The following is a 16,231-nucleotide window of genomic DNA, read 5'->3' on the forward strand; positions in this document are numbered from 1 at the left end:
TAGAAACAGACAAAAGAAAAACAATTCCGTTAATAAGCCCTCAACCCATAATCGAATCTCATCTTCTTGCTATCTTTCACTTCGATTTTCAACAGATTGTTTCCTTTTCGCAAATAACGGCTATAATCACTGATATTGTATTGATTGTACTGCCTGGTCTGTTTTGCCTCCTGTACAAAGACTTCCACTCCATTCAACCACACTTTTGCTTCTCCGGCAACATTCAGCCATAAAGACAGATGGTTGAAGTCCTTATCTACATTAAAAGTAACTTCAGATACTATTGTGGAACGAGGAGGACATTCGAAAGGCAAAGAAGTCATTTTCAGTTCCTGACCGTTCACACCGACAAGGCGGGTATTCTTGCTTCCGTTCTGGCTGTCCGCAATCAAAATAACAGCTTTCACGGGGGTGATTTCATACAAACGATTGTGCATCAGGTGCAACAAGCCTTCCGGTATTTTAGTCACTTTCCGGTCATAAGTAATCAAGCCGTTCACTTCCCCTTCCACATCGGTAGTTTGTGTATAGACTGCCGCACTCAATCCCTGGGCAATCAGCGTTTCCAAATCATATAACAGGCGACCGTAGCTATCAATCAATGCCATTGCCCCGTCGATATTCTTATACCCCCAGTTTCTCATATTCGGATTCCAGATATGCTCCTTAATCGCCCAGCCATAACCGCCGAACTCTCCTAATACGGAAATACGGTTACCGTTATTCTCCGGCAGAATCATGGAAGTGACAGGATAATTATGCACGTCGTACATATCGCCTACACCTCTATCCGTCCATCCGGTCACTCCGTTTATCAGACGTGTATCGTCGTACTTAATCACTTTATTCACGATTTCCACCGTATTGTGCTGTCCCCATCCTTCATTGAATACAACCCAAGTAGTGATACAGGGATAGAAACGGAGACGGTCAATCATCTCGAACATTTCTTTTTGCCATTGGCGGGTGTGTTCTTCGGGAGCATTCCAATCAGTAGTAGCCAACGGATTGACATGCTCCTCTTTTTTCCTTGACGTAGCAAAACCGGATACCATATCCTGCCACATCATCAGACCGAGAGAGTCGGCGTAATAATAATACTGTTCCGGCTCCACTTTGATATGTTTACGGATCATATTAAATCCCATCTTCTTCAACTGCACCATGTCCCACAGCATCGCTTCCTCGGAAGGAGGAGTCAGCAATCCGTCGGGCCACCAGCCTTGATCGAGGGGACCGTATTGGAAGATGGGTTGATTATTCAGGCAAATACGATTATATCCGCACTCATCTTTCCGTACATCTACTTTTCTCAAAGCAAAATAACTCTTTACCTGATCTAAAACACGCCCTCCATTGGATAAGGAAATATTCAAATGATACAGTTTCGGAGATTCCGGAGACCATAAGACAGCACCCGGAACGTCTATCTCCATCGTATTACTCAACTTCTGTTCCACCGTCCTGATTACTTTGCCATCATCCAATACTTCTATTTTTACCTCTTCATTACCTTTAGCTCCGGCTATGTCGAAGTTCAGCTTTACGGACTTCTTTTCAATATCAGTGGAAGGAAGCACCTGACGGATATAAGTTTTATCTACCGCTTCCAGCCAGACTGTCTGCCAAATACCCGATACGGGTGTATACCAAATTCCCTCCTGATTGAGTTGTTGCTTGCCACGGGAAATAGATTCCGTATCTGTCGGATCGGTTACAGCTACCTCAATGCTTTGAGGCCCGCTTTTCTTCAAAAACTTAGTAATATCAAACGAGAACGGATTATTCCCTCCTTTATGTGTGCCGGCCAACCGGTTATTCACCCACACCTGACATTCATAATCCACCGCTCCGAAATGCAGGATAGTAGATTTATTCTTCCAGGAAGGATTTAGTGTGAACTCACGTTGATACCATAGTTTATCCGTAGGAAGAAATGTCTTCTGCACTCCGGACAGTGACGATTCAATCGCAAACGGAACAAGGATTTCTCCCTCAAAGGAAACATTCTTCCGGGACGTGTTCTGATCCGTTACGGCATACTTCCACAATCCATTCAGATTGATCCATTCTGCCCGTTGCAACTGCGGTCTGGGATAACTTTGCCACACATTTTCCGGCGTCACCTGTTCAGCCCATACTGTTTTGATTTTGTCTCCTTTAGGCTCCCATGCATGGGCAAACACCTGTGAGATGGCTCCTAAAGCCAGAGTAAATAAGATTCTCTTATCCATAAGCGTTAGCGGGTTTTATATTCTTTAAAATCTTTCCGTCGATTCTTATTGTAGGTATTCCACATTTTCTGGAAATACAAGACATCGCTCTTGTCTGCCCATTCGAAATAGGCCGTTTCCAGTTCTTTTGCCATTTCAGGATATTTGCCGATCAGGTTGTGCTGCTCGGTACGATCTTCCCTGATATTGTACAATTCCCATTCATCTCCCTTTAAATTGGCCGAAACTAGCTTCCAGTCACCTTTACGCACCATGCGGTTGCCTTCATGTTCCGCATAGATATACCTTTCGGGCATCTTCTTTCCTTTCACAATCGGGAGGATGGATTTACCTGCCGTAGGCAGAATCGCTCTTCCCTGATATTCTTTCGGATAAGTGGCTCCTGCCAGTTCCACACAGGTAGACATGATATCGGAGAATTGTGCAGGCTGATGATCCAGTCCGCCTTTGTTCTTCACCTGATTCCCCCAGGAAATGATACATGGGGTTGAGATACCTCCTTCGTGAGCATAATGTTTATACAGCGTGAACGGTGTGCAACAAACATTCGCCCAGCCTGTGCCGTAATGATGATAAGTTCCGGGTAAGCCCATCTGGTCGAGTTCGGCTCCCGTATGCGTATGATATTCGACTCCGGTCTGTTTGTCGAAACCAAATTCGTGCCATTCGGCACAAGCTCCGTTATCGGACATAAACATGATAAATGTATTGTCCAACTCACCGTTCTTTTTCAACTCATCCACTACCCGGCCGATATTCGCGTCCATCACATCCACCATCGCTGCAAAAATGGACATACGACGTGCCAGGTCGGTCTGCTGATCTTTCGTCAATGAGTCCCATGCCGGTAACGGATGCGTTTCATCTTCAAACAGACTTTCGGGAACCACGCCGCGCGGACTAAGTTCCGGTTTGCCTTGCATCAGTTTCAGGTCAACAATCCGTTTCCAACGTGCGTCACGAATCTTGTCCCATCCCTGCATATAGAGAGACATGTATTTATCGGTCACTTCTTTCGGTGCGTGCAAAGGAAAATGGGGAGCATTATAAGCCAGATACAGGAACAGCGGTTTCTTTTCCTGATGTGCTTGGTCGATAAAGTCAATCGCATAATCCGTTATCACATTCGTTGCATAGAAGGTTCCTTCTTCATAGTGTCTGGGGGTACGGTCTTTCGGCAAACGGGTATATACTTCCGGATTCCAGAAAGAATTGAATCCACCCAACAATCCGTAATACTCCTGGAAACCACGAAGAATGGGGTTCGACTTGTTCCCCAAGTGCCATTTTCCCGACATAGCCGTAAAATATCCGGCGTCTTTCAAGACTTCCGCAATCGTGACATTATCCGAATTGGAACGGAATCCCGAATATCCCTTCGGCCATGCAGGGTGACTGCCGTCCATGTGTCCCAGTCCTGTTTGATGAGGATAAAGTCCCGTCAACAGGTTGGCACGGGACGGGCAACTGCGTGCACTGTTGTACATCTGCGTCATCCGGACACCATTCTTTGCCAGTTTATCCAGTACCGGTGTATGAATCTCACCACCGAAGCAGCCGAGATCGGAGAATCCCAGGTCATCCGCCAGTATGATAATAATATTCGGCTTGTCCTGCGCGTAAGTCATCGGGACCAGAGCCAGACTGCCTGCTATCAATAAAGAAGTTTTCATTTGGTATTATAATTAAAGTTGGGTTTGAATTTACCATTCTCATAGATCATCGGAATCAATCCGGGACGACACGTTACCTTATACTCTGCCGCCTGCGCCCCACGCGGATTGAAGAACATGGTAGCCCACCAGTTTCCATTCTTATCCTGGAAAAGATTATTGTGTCCTCCTCCCGTGATGGCATTGTAGCGTTCGCTGTAGGGACCATACACATTATCGGCGGTCGATATGATGCAATCATAGCTATAACGGGTTTTCGGCGAAGTCACTCCCTTTTTCTCGACATAGGTATCTCCCTCTGACGTACGGTGCGACCATATAGCCTGTACCAGGTGATACTTGTTATCGTATTTGAAGATAAACGCGCCTTCGACATACGGTTCCGGATTAAATTTCTTCTCTTTCAAGGTTTTCAGTTCCTCGGCGAAACCGCTCATATCCGGTTTCATGCGGGCGATGTAATGGTTGTGCCCGACAAAATAGACCGTACCGTCCGTATCTTCAAACAGACTTCCGTCGATGTTCGGAAAGATGGCTTTGTCTTTATTCCCCTCGATATTCTCGTATGGGCCTTCCGGCTTTCCGGTCTTACTCCGCAGGATGAAAGAACCTCTTCCGCCTGCCGACTCATTCATGCAGGCAACGATAAACCAGTTCTTCACACTTTTGATATAATGCATTTCCGGAGCCCATACAGCATGGAAACGGTTGTCCATCGGATCACCGTTGATGGATTTTTTCTGATATTTCTCTCCTGCTTTATATACTTTCGGCTTCTTTTGCCAAGTGCCGTCTTTTTCCATCGACCATATATGCCCCATAGCTTCCCAAGACTTCATGTCTTTGGAACGCCACAGGTACAAACCGTCATTCCAGTCCCAGCAATGTCTCTGTCCCGGAAAATGTCGATCGGGGGTAGAGGTGGTTCCTGTGATATAATAATAGCCGTCGGGCCCCAGTGTAGCCCAGGTGTCCCTCATCCAATAATCAAATGCCAGCTTTACAGATTTCGGAACACGTAGTTCCGGAGCGTTTGTATTTGCCGTTCCATATAACTGCGCTGATGCTGTACAGATGGAAATAAATCCTGTAAGCAAGATCAATCCTAATCGTCCAATCAATTTCATATATTCCTGTTTTATGTTTACGTATTCTTCCTATTTAAGATAGTTAAATGGGTTCTGTTTAAAATGATAGCGTCTTTGCGGAAGGGGTAGTGGGTCCTGCAAACGTAATTCCCATGCCAGCAACCGGGTCAGAAGTTCCGTTTGAATTTCGCTATATTTCTTCTCACCAAACAGATTATGAACTTCCGAAGGGTCTTTCTTCAAGTTATAAAGTTCACCGTTTCCATAATGATTCATTACCAGTTTCCAGTCATCCTTTCTTATCATGCGTGAAGTGCCGCTTTGTGTCCAGGTGTTCAGTTCGTCAAAGTGGGCTATCTTGCCGGGAGTCAATGCGCCTTCCTGCTCGAAAGTCAGGGAAGCGTCCAGTCCGACGTCAGCTCCACCGAAGCCTTGTTGAACCACCATGCTGGAGAATTCTTCTTTGGGATAAGCCTTCCCGGTCAACATCGGCCACAAGCTACGTCCCTGAACGCCTGCCGGTATTTCGGCACCGATGGCAGAGCAGAAAGTGGGGAAAAGGTCGGCTATCGATACGTGGCCATCCATAGGTGCAGGCTGATTCTTGATCTGATAGCCCGCCCATACCATCGGAATACGTGCCAAGCTTTCGGATAGTCCGGCTCCTTTACGGATTAATCCGTATTCTCCCCAATAATCACCGTGGTCGGAGAGTACAACAAAGATGGTATTCTCATATTGTCCGCTGGCTTTCAATGATTCGATCAATCTTTTGATCTGATCGTCTATCAACCGGATCATTCCGATATAATTGGCACGGATTCGGGGCAGGTCCTGTTCCAGATTGGGGCAGGATGCATCTTCCAGTTCTGCCAGAATACGGTATTTCTCTCCTTTCTTTGCCAAATCCTTGCGTGATGTCTTCAATACGGGAAGTTTGTCGGGCGAGAACATGGAGTAATAGGGTTCGCATACCTGATAAGGGTTGTGGGGTTCCGGAAAGGATACCCATACGAAGAAAGGATTTTCTTTCTGTTTCTCAATCCATGCCAGTGCTTCGTTCACGATTTTGGTGGGATGCTGCTCTTCCAGGGAGATTGGAGAGGGTTCCAGCCATTGGCCTCTGGCTTGCTGATTCAGGAAACGGGCAGTTTCTTTCTCGGCGGGAGTCGCCTTTTTGTTCTTTCCCCAGTGTCCGTATTCAGACCAAAAGTCCAAGTCGGCAGGTTTCAGGTAAGCATGATTCTTGCCGACCAATGCTGTCTGATATCCGTTTTCTTTCAATACTCCTACCAAATCCTGTTGATAGAAAATGTCAGGGATATTGTGGTTCGTACGTACGTGAGTGGCAGAAGGAAAACGCCCGGTGAACATGGAACAACGAGCCGGAGAACTGGCCGGCATCACAGTATATGCCTTGTTGAACCATACATTCTCCTGTGCCAGTTGGTCTACATAAGGAGTCACTTCCAAAGGAAAACCCTCCCTGCCGCACAAGTCAGCACGTTGCTGGTCGGTCATAATGACCACAATATTCGGTTTGCCGGTTTGTGCCGTGGCTGACATAGCCAAACCTTGTATGGCAAGTCCTGTGATACAAAAGACTGTATTTCTCATATTTGCTTCTTTTAATCTCATAAATATGTCTTCATAATTAGCTGATATCATAAATTTAGGCACGGATTACACGGATTAACGCTGTTGTTTTATATTACCCATCATTCTAAAAACCGTGAAATCCGTGTAATCCGTGCCTAATAATATAAGAGAATCTTACAAAAGTAGTTATCATCTTATTATTCCCTTATTTAAAGCGATATACAACCATGGAAGCGGCTTCCAGTTCGAGCGGTTTGTTCAGGTCCAGTCCGACTTCAGTTTCCACCGGTTTGACTTCATTCGGAGTAGCCGGTGTGTTTTCTTTTCCCGGAACCAGTACTAGGCTTGTCTTATGAGCCTTGACCGGACGTTTGAAACCGGAAACTTCCGGCTGCAAAGTGACTTTCTTATCCTGCAGGTTTATCAGTTTCAGGATATATTGCTTGCTGACCGTATCATATCCCATTGTTACAAAGATATTCTGCATACCTTCCATATCTTTAATCGCTGCATCCAAGCACACATCAAACGTGTGATCCCTGAACATCTTTGCCAGATAGAAGAAAGAAGTCTTTACGCTACTGTCCACTCCGTTAATCAACATCGGCAGGAAAATACGGTGTTCCAGGAAATCCCAATGCCTCATCACCGGACGTTCGGCAAACAGAGGATTCAAATCGCCGTTACGCTCTATTGACATACGGATTGCCCCGGTAGCCAACAGATTATAAGGGTATTTTCCACTGATTCCCAATTCACCGATAAATAAATCAGCGACGCCTCGTTTATAGTTGTCAAAACGATAATGCTGTTGACAGGCCCATTCAATCGAATTATAGTAATGTTCATCGAACACCTTTACATTTTTCGGGTTGATAAAATTGGCAATATCTTTCCGTTTGTCGTCATTCTCCCTCCCCACTACCCGGATAACGCTATTAGCGATATAAATCAAATCGGGATATTTAGCAGACAATGCCTGATAGATCTTTTCATAACGTTCCCAATACACAGGTCCGAAATCTTCATTACCGATCTCGACATATTTTAATGGGAAAGGGGCCGGATGGCCGTTCTTCGCACGTTCGGCTCCCCACTTCGTAGTCGTATCGCCGATGGCATACTCAATGGCATCCAAAGCATCTTGAATATACGCATCCAAATCGACGTCAATATGCCTGAAATTCCATTGCGGACTTTGCTTTACCCAACCACTGCAAATCATACCGGTAGGCATAACATACATGGCATCGGCTCCTACATATTCGCATAATTCATAAAACTCATGATAACCGATTCCGTCGGTACGGTAATAAGGCGCCCATTTACTCCACTGGCCCGGACGGTTTTCAATCGGCCCGAGTGTTTTCTTCCAGTGATACATTGTTTCTTCATTGACTCCATGTACAATGCATCCACCCGGAAAACGGATAAAACTGGGAGCAAACTCTTTCAGATTTTGAACAATGTCTTTACGAAATACGGATTTCCCCTCGTTCCAGGTATCGGACGGGAACAGGGAAACAACATCTATCTGAAATTGTCCTTTCGACATAGGCTGAATAGCAAGCATTCCGCGCCGGACATTCTTTTCCGGTTTCAGTTCGCCCGTATATTTTGTCCAGTTCCGGTTTCCGACGTTCACTTCAACAACGTTGCTCACTTTACAACCCAGTTCATCGACCAGAAAGACCCGTAATGGAGCGGAATAATTTCTGTTTTTCAGGAACAGGGAAAGCCGATAGGACGTATCTGTGTTCAAATTCATTCCATAATATCCCCGGTTGAGAATCATAGCATCCGGATGATTGGCAATATCCTCCGTAACATTCACCAGCATTGAATACTTGTTTTCCTCACTCATCGGATCTTCCTCCGTGCGACTGACAAACACAGGTGCATAAGATAACGGATAAGTCGTCCATCCAATCAACGGATCGGCCTGAAACACTTTCTTCTCTTTAACACGGGGAGCCGGAACATTTTCATACAACCCGTTCTTTACTGATAACCCGGCAGGCGGTGTTGCTTCTTCAAACGAACGGTTACGTATCAGTTCGGCGTGCAGGGCGCCCTCACCCATCATTCCTATTTCCTCATAATGGAAACCGTACTTTACGGGAGCCACTTTGCGGGTTTTCGATTTATTGATGTACAATGTTCCATCGGATGAAGACGGAAAAGAACTATTCGCATATACCAGAGGTAATGTGAAGAACAGACCGATACCCAACGTAAGGGATTTTAATGTCGGATGATTCATAGCATTGTGTTTTTAGAGTTTCACATTGCAAATGTGGTCTTTTCTATCCAAGAAAAACAGAAAAATAATGCTTAATACCTGCAATCATGTATAAAAATCAGCTGCCGGACAACAATCTGAACATGAGTGCTGTCCGTTTGAACAATCCTACGACTGTTCCAAACAAAAAAAGACGTATCTTTGGTCATGAAATTAAATCCGTAAAGCCATGAGAACCACCGCCCTTAAAATCGTCCTCTCTTTTAGTCTCGCGCTCTTAAACGCCAGCCTGTCGACGGGACAGATACAATATAATAATATACGCTTCAAACAGCTAAGCATAGCCGAAGGACTCCCGCATAATACGATCAATGCGATTACCCAGGACAATCACGGATTCATCTGGTTCGGCACACGCAACGGCTTATGCCGCTTCGACGGTTATAATATTAACCTGTTTGCACACAATGAGGCCGACAGTACCTCGCTCTGCCACGACTTTATCACCCGTCTGTATAACGACTCGCTGCGCAATGTTCTATGGATCTCCACCGACCAGGGTATTTGCAGCTACGACTACCGGACGGAAGATTTTACCCGTTATCGGATTAAAGGAAATACCAAAGATGATGTTTGTTTCCTGAACACCAGTGACGGGATGCTCCTGGCGGCCTGTAGCAACGGACTCTACCGTTACAATGAACAAGACAGCCTGTTCGTCCCTTTTCTGCTTAATGAAGAGAAACCTCATGTGAGGTATTTTGCAGAAGACGGAGATAAAACCCTGTGGATAGACACCAACAAAGGACTGATGCGATACAGTCTGGAAAAGAAACAGTTCGTTTCGCTCCCTACCCTGATCCAGCCTTTTGCACATCAATGTAACAATGCCGTGTTGATCTCGTCCAACCAACTTTTATTCAATACCAATAATGACTTCTTCGTTTATCACATACAAAGCAACACCCTGTGCAATCTCTCCAAAGACCTGGAAGTAAAAGATTTCCGGTGTGCGTCAACCGACCATACCGGGAATATATGGGTAGGAACGGAGTATGGCATCTTCGTGTTCAACAAACTTTACCAACTGATTGCACACTACGAACAATCCGAACGGGATTTAAGTGCCCTGAACGATTCGCCCATTTACAGTCTTTATCAGGACAAGGCTCATAATATGTGGGTGGGAACCTATTTCGGAGGAGTCAACTATTATATATTCGGCTCCGACCAGTTCCAGATATATCCATACGGAGGCAGTTTCAATCATTTGAGTGGAAAAGCAGTCCGCCAGATTATCAATGCGCCGGACAACGGATTGTACATCGCCACGGAGGATGGCGGATTGAATTACCTGAACAGTAAAAAAGAGATTACCCGCGCCGAACGGCTTCACAAACAGATGCAAATCTACGCCAAGAACATACACTCTCTATGGCTCGACAAAGATAACAGCCTATGGCTCGGACTGTTCCTGAAAGGAGCTCTTCACTATATACCGCATCTGAACCGTACGGTGGACTATAATCTATTGTCGGAAGAGGTTTCGTCCGGCTTCTGCATCATCGAAGACAAGAACGACCACGTTTGGTACGGGGGGCCTTCAGGCTTATTCCTGATCGACAAGAAAAAAGCCAATGCCCGGCCGGAAAAGATTTCACCGCTCCGGGTGTTCAATCTGGTACAATTCAATGACAGCATACTTTGGGCAGGAACCCGAAAAGGCAGTATGTTCCAAATAAATACCCGTACGCTGAAAGTTACCTCACTCCCTATCTTGCCGCACACCGATCTCTATGTAACCTATATCTACCCCGATTCACACCAACGGATATGGATAGGGACAGACAACAACGGGCTTTATGTATCAGACCGCAACGGAAGCATCATCGCTTCTTACAGCAAAGAGCAGCTGGGCTCCAATGCCATTAAAGGCATCATAGAAGATGAAATGAACAACATCTGGGTAGGAACCGGAAGCGGGCTCTGCTGCATCAATCCACAGACGGAAAATATCGACCGCTATACCACAGCCGACGGACTGCCGATTAACCAGTTCAACTACTCCTCCGCCTGCAAGAAGCCCGACGGAGAGCTGTATTTCGGAACCATCAACGGTATGATTTCTTTTTATCCGGAACAGGTACGCTCCGTCAATCCTCATTTCAACATTGCCCTGACTGCTATATGGAGCAACAGCGAATATATGTCGCCCAACAACGAGAAAGCGTCCATTCCGTCCTCCATCTCCGAACTGACAGAGATTACCCTGACACATGACCAGGCCCAATCCCTGCGTCTCGAATATTCCGGACTGAATTATCAATATACCTACAACACTCAATATGCCATGAAAATGGAAGGCATCGACAAGGACTGGCAGTTTGTGGGCAACCAGCATCAGGTACGCTTTTCAAACCTGCCTTCAGGAAGGTATATCTTAAAGATCAAAGCCAGCAAAGACGGTATTCACTGGGACGAAACAGGACAAAAGGACCTTGTCATCAGAATCCTCCCCCCCTGGTGGCTATCACCGGGAGCGTATTTTGTATATGCATTGCTCTTCTTACTAATCATCTACGTCGCCTACCGATATACCAAAACGCGTATCATCCTGCTCATGCGACTGAAAACGGAACATGAACAGCGTGTCAACATGGAGAACATGAATCAACAGAAAATAAATTTCTTCACATACATCTCCCATGATCTGAAAACACCATTAACCCTGATTTTATCACCTCTACAACGATTGATCCAGCAGCCGCAGATTAGTAACAACGACAAGGAGAAACTGGAAGTTATCTACCGTAACGCCAACCGGATGAATTATCTGATTAACGAACTATTGACATTCAGTAAAATCGAAATGAAACAGATGCATATCAGCGTCCGTAAAGGAGATGTCATGCACTTTCTGGAGGAACTCTCCCATATCTTCGACATCGTAGCCGGAGAACGGGAAATCGACTTTATCGTCAGTCTGGAAGATACCAAAGAAGAAGTTTGGTTCTCGCCTTCCAAACTGGAACGGATTCTTTATAATTTGCTCTCGAACGCATTTAAATACACACAACCCGGCGGATACGTCAGATTAAGCGCCAAACTGATTAAAGAGGAGAAAGAAACCATGGTTCAAATCTCCGTCAAGGACAGCGGCAGAGGAATTCCCAAAGACGTTCAGGAACAAATATTCGAAAGCTACTACCAGGTCGAAAAACGCGACCACCGCGAGGGATTCGGTTTGGGATTGTCGCTCACCCGTTCGCTCATCCACATGCATAAAGGAGAAATACGGGTAGAGAGCGAGGTCAACAAAGGTTCGGACTTTATCGTCACCCTGAACGTATCGGAGGATGCCTACGCACCCGACGAACGCTCTTCCGAAAACATCACGACAGAAGAAATACAAAAATACAACCAGCGAATCAAGGAGACAATCGAACTCATCCCCGAAAAGCTGACCAACAAAGAGAAAGACTCCGGCAGAGAATCTATCATGATTGTGGAGGATAATAAAGAGATGAATGATTACCTCGCCAGTATATTCGGTGAGAAATATGACATCATACGTGCCTACAACGGAGCGGAAGCCTGCAAGAAGATAGCCAGACAACTGCCGAATCTGATTATATCGGACTTAATGATGCCGGTGATGGACGGATTGGAATTCACGGAACGCGTCAAGCAAGATGTAACGACCAGTCATATCCCCGTCATCCTGCTGACTGCCAAGACGGATGAAAACGACCATACAGAAGGCTATCTGCGGGGAGCGGACGCCTATATCACCAAACCTTTCAACGCCAAGAACCTGGAGTTGCTGGTACAGAATATCCAAAAAAACCGGAAACAAAATATCGAGCACTTCAAACAGGCGGAGGAACTGAACATCAAGCAAATCACCAACAATCCACGGGATGAGGTGTTTATGAAAGAACTGGTAGAACTGATTATGGCGAACCTCACCAAGGAAGATTTTGGAGTAACTGAAATCACAGCCCATCTCCGCATCAGCCGTAGTCTGCTGCACATGAAACTGAAATCACTCACGGGATGCTCCATCACACAGTTTATACGTACCATCAAGATGAAAGAGGCTAAAACCCATTTACTGAACGGTATGAATGTTTCTGAAGCTTCATTCGCTGTCGGTATATCAGACCCGAATTACTTTACAAAATGTTTCAAAAAGGAATTTAATATCACTCCGACAGAGTTTCTCAAGCAATTGAAATAGAAAGCTATTTGATAAATTGAACCTAGCCTTAGATGAGGTGCCGGTTATCATCTTTGCTCTATTTCAATCTTCATTTTTACCCACTACAAAAACATTGTCATGTAGACGGGGATATAATCAATGCCGTTATCTACCAAATGTTTTATTAAGATTTGCCAATATCCACCAAATCTTTGGCAAACTCGTCTGTTTGGCTATGTAAGAAAGGAATATGTTTTAGGCACGGATTACACAGATTAACACGGTTTTTAATTAGTTGATTTCTTAAAACCGTGAAATCCGTGTAATCCGTGCCCCAAAAAACATCCTGTAAAAAACTTGTTGCAGTGCTCACGAGTTTATGTTTTGCATCCAAAATTGCAACTGCAGATATCTATAATTAACTAATACCTTTTTCACAAATCTTTTGCTACCATTCCTGGAAACGTAAATCGGCTTCCGGATTCTGACGACGAATCAGTTCTTCATTGACCTGATAAGTAACGCCGCCTTTCGTATATTTATAAGAAAGCGTAAACTTAGGCTGTTTCCCTACAAATTCCAGTGATTCGGCTGCAGGATCTAATGTGGCGGATGCATCTGCGATAGCGACACTTCCCCCGGCCTCGATAGTAACACTTCCATCTGAATTGACTGTCAGATTCACCGATTCATTGTTTTCCAACGTTTGTCCGAAGCCCGGTCTGCGTACCTTGTTTCTGCCTAATGAAACAAAGTCGCGGGTCATATTCTGACTCAAATCCTTGTTATTGTATTCAGTCACCTGCTGGGTGGATAAGTTGGTTACTTTCCCTTTCACAAAGTAGGTGCCGTGATACTGGCTGACAAACTTGACAACTACAATACTGTAATCCTTCAAATTGCCATTCACGTCGGTACTTACTTCATCCTGATTGTGATCGACCAACCGGAAAGGGATGGCATAATGCTTATCCAAAGCGGCATCGTCATTATAAAAAGCATCGGAGAAAGTCACTTTCACATCTGCGATTGCCAGGTTCGGGTTGCTGATCGTCATCTTGTTCGGATTAGCCAACTGATAATAGTTTTCCGGCATTAGTGTCAAGCCCGTACCATCCAATAAAGACGGATCGATCTCGAATGTAGCCCAATCATCGGTATGCACTTCTCTTTTGCCGCCAATGGCCACTCCTACCTTTATCGACATATCGGTGTCGGCTACCAGTGTCCGCAAAGGTTTCTGCGAAGCAAAGTACACCGCACTCTTATCGTAGTCCTTTTCATAATCGTCATAACAAGCAGTCATCAGAACGCTTATCAGCCCTATCCATAATATATTTAGTTTCTTCATTGTAAATAAGTATTTATATCAACCACACGTTATTCCCAACCCTGATTATTAATTAGATTCTTATTCTTTTCCAACTCTGAATATGGTAGCGGAGCGAAATAGTTTTTCACTTCATATTTCCGTTGCTCCACCTTCTGCACTTTGAAGCTGAATGTACCGTCTTCATTGCGGGTGACGCCAACTCCTTCCACCTCTTCGTTCAACGGCAATACCCAGCGCCGCATATCAAAATAGCGATGATTCTCAAAAGCAAACTCCAAGCGGCGTTCATTCTGAATCAGCTTTCTGAACGAGTCCTTACTTTGGGCTACTTCATCCAGATAAAGATCAAAATTAATGCCTCCTGCCTGCAAACGGATCGTTTTCATTATTTCATAAGCAGAATACAGACATCTCTCCCCTTTCACCGTCGGGTTGCCCCATGCCTCATTGGCAGCTTCGGCAAAGTTAAGAAGAACTTCCGATTTCCGTAATAAAGGATTGTAATGAACCGAATTTAACGTCTGGATCGGATTCAGCATAGCCGATTTCTTGGATACGAATTTAGCCAGATAATAACCGGAACGTGTAGCATTCTCGCTAAACGACGGAGAATCTTTTCCACCCTCGGACATATCCAGCGACTGACCGGAATCGCCAAATGTAGCACTGTGATAATAAACATTCAATGCAAAACGATTATCCAGTACGGCATAAAGCTGCATCATATCAAAGTCTGGATCAGACAAGTCAATGCCGGAGCGGACGTCGGTTGCCGGATAACCGTTCTTCGCATAAAAAGCCTTTACCAGATTATGGGAAGGAGTGGCACGGGCACTTCCATAATAAAATGGCGGGAAATGAAAACCCTCCAGCAGATTGTTATTAAAATACCTGCGGAAAGCATAATCGGAACTTTCCGTCTGGACATCGGCTATGGAAGAAGCCGTGACAGGAACAAAAGTACCGAAACCTTCCATACCCAGAATCTTATTAATCTCTTTAGCTACCGCTTCCCATTTTGCCTGGTAAACTGTAGGGTTCAGTATTTCGAATTGTCCCATACCGGTAATCTTCGTCACGTCATCGTCCTGCATGGCTGGGCTGGCACTATATAAAAGCGCACGGCTTTTCAGAACAGCCGCAGCAGCTTTCGTGGCACGCCCAATTTGTGTATTACCAAACTCCAGGTCATCTCCCTGATAAGCGTTCGGCAACAGTTCGATGGCATTATTCAAATCGTTTACAATAAAATTGACTGTTGCCTGATATGTAGGACGGAGGAATTCACCATTCTGCGCAGCTTCTTCCTGCGAAATAAAATGATCTGCCAACGGAATACCCAATGCTTTTCCATTCTTCCCCTTTCCACCGTACATCTTCAATAGTTCGAAATGCCACCATGCACGCAGGAAATACGATTCACCTTTCAGACGTAACTTGATTTGCTTGTCTACTTCCGGATCGGTACGGTTGTACTGCACCTGGTCGGTCAAGCCGTTTTCGAGGAAAGAATTTACATAATTCAGCATGTTGTATGCATTGCTCCAGTTTCCAATCGGATTGTTAAACGCCGTCATACCGCCCATGCTTAATTTATAGACAGAAGAGCTATGCAAATTGGTCATTGCATTATCAGTAGCACAATCCAAAAAGTTATCTTCGAAGCAATCCGGACGGTTGGCTATGCCATTATAAGCCTTATATAGTACGCCTTGAGCAAGCTCCGGGACTCTCCATGTATCGGAGTCTCCGATCTGCCACGTCACCTTGGTATCCAATGTGTCGTCACAAGCACAAAAGAGAAACAGACCTGCTAAAACGCAACTTCCTAATATATGTTTCATATTGCCATCTATTAATT

The 16,231-nt window shown here is 45.1% G+C and carries 8 protein-coding genes; 1 reads left to right on the forward strand and 7 read right to left on the reverse strand.

The features are described from left to right. Window positions 1–29: 29 nt before the first annotated feature. The 5 genes from H8796_RS05165 to H8796_RS05185 all read right to left on the reverse strand — a co-directional run bounded on the left by H8796_RS05165 (window position 30) and on the right by H8796_RS05185 (window position 8,857). Window positions 30–2,234 (reverse strand): glycoside hydrolase family 2 protein, encoded by a 2,205-nt coding sequence (locus H8796_RS05165; RefSeq protein ID WP_117933245.1) that lies wholly within the window; start codon window positions 2,232–2,234, stop codon window positions 30–32. Between the two features lie 5 nt (window positions 2,235–2,239). After that, window positions 2,240–3,907 (reverse strand): arylsulfatase, encoded by a 1,668-nt coding sequence (locus tag H8796_RS05170; RefSeq protein ID WP_187343946.1) that lies wholly within the window; start codon window positions 3,905–3,907, stop codon window positions 2,240–2,242. Then, entirely contained in the window at window positions 3,904–5,034 is a 1,131-nt protein-coding gene (locus H8796_RS05175) for a family 43 glycosylhydrolase (RefSeq protein WP_117933247.1), read from the reverse strand. The genes H8796_RS05170 and H8796_RS05175 overlap by 4 nt, the downstream gene beginning before the upstream one ends. 30 nt (window positions 5,035–5,064) lie before the next feature. Continuing rightward, the gene (locus H8796_RS05180; RefSeq protein WP_117933538.1) at window positions 5,065–6,612 is read right to left on the reverse strand and encodes a sulfatase; all 1,548 of its coding nucleotides are present in this window, start codon (window positions 6,610–6,612) and stop codon (window positions 5,065–5,067) included. Window positions 6,613–6,799: 187 nt separating this feature from the next. Continuing rightward, window positions 6,800–8,857, reverse strand: coding sequence for an alpha-L-arabinofuranosidase C-terminal domain-containing protein (locus H8796_RS05185; RefSeq protein ID WP_117933249.1), 2,058 nt, complete (start codon window positions 8,855–8,857; stop codon window positions 6,800–6,802). A gap of 208 nt (window positions 8,858–9,065) precedes the next feature. Between H8796_RS05185 and H8796_RS05190 the strand changes: the two genes are divergently transcribed. Next, window positions 9,066–13,076 carry a two-component regulator propeller domain-containing protein gene (locus H8796_RS05190; protein ID WP_117933251.1) on the forward strand — a complete coding sequence of 1,337 codons (4,011 nt, stop codon included), beginning with the start codon at window positions 9,066–9,068 and terminating at the stop codon, window positions 13,074–13,076. Window positions 13,077–13,485: 409 nt separating this feature from the next. Here the strand turns inward: H8796_RS05190 and H8796_RS05195 are convergent, their stop codons facing one another. Together H8796_RS05195 and H8796_RS05200 are read right to left on the reverse strand one after the other, a co-directional pair. Further along, complete coding sequence (locus H8796_RS05195; RefSeq protein ID WP_117933254.1) at window positions 13,486–14,388, reverse strand: BT_3987 domain-containing protein; 903 nt, start codon at window positions 14,386–14,388, stop codon at window positions 13,486–13,488. 29 nt (window positions 14,389–14,417) lie between these two features. Continuing rightward, complete coding sequence (locus H8796_RS05200) at window positions 14,418–16,214, reverse strand: RagB/SusD family nutrient uptake outer membrane protein (protein ID WP_117933256.1); 1,797 nt, start codon at window positions 16,212–16,214, stop codon at window positions 14,418–14,420. Window positions 16,215–16,231 lie beyond the last annotated feature (17 nt).

Origin of the sequence: Bacteroides sp. M10 (genome assembly GCF_014334015.1) — a bacterium.
Taxonomy (GTDB): Bacteria; Bacteroidota; Bacteroidia; order Bacteroidales; family Bacteroidaceae; genus Bacteroides; species Bacteroides intestinigallinarum.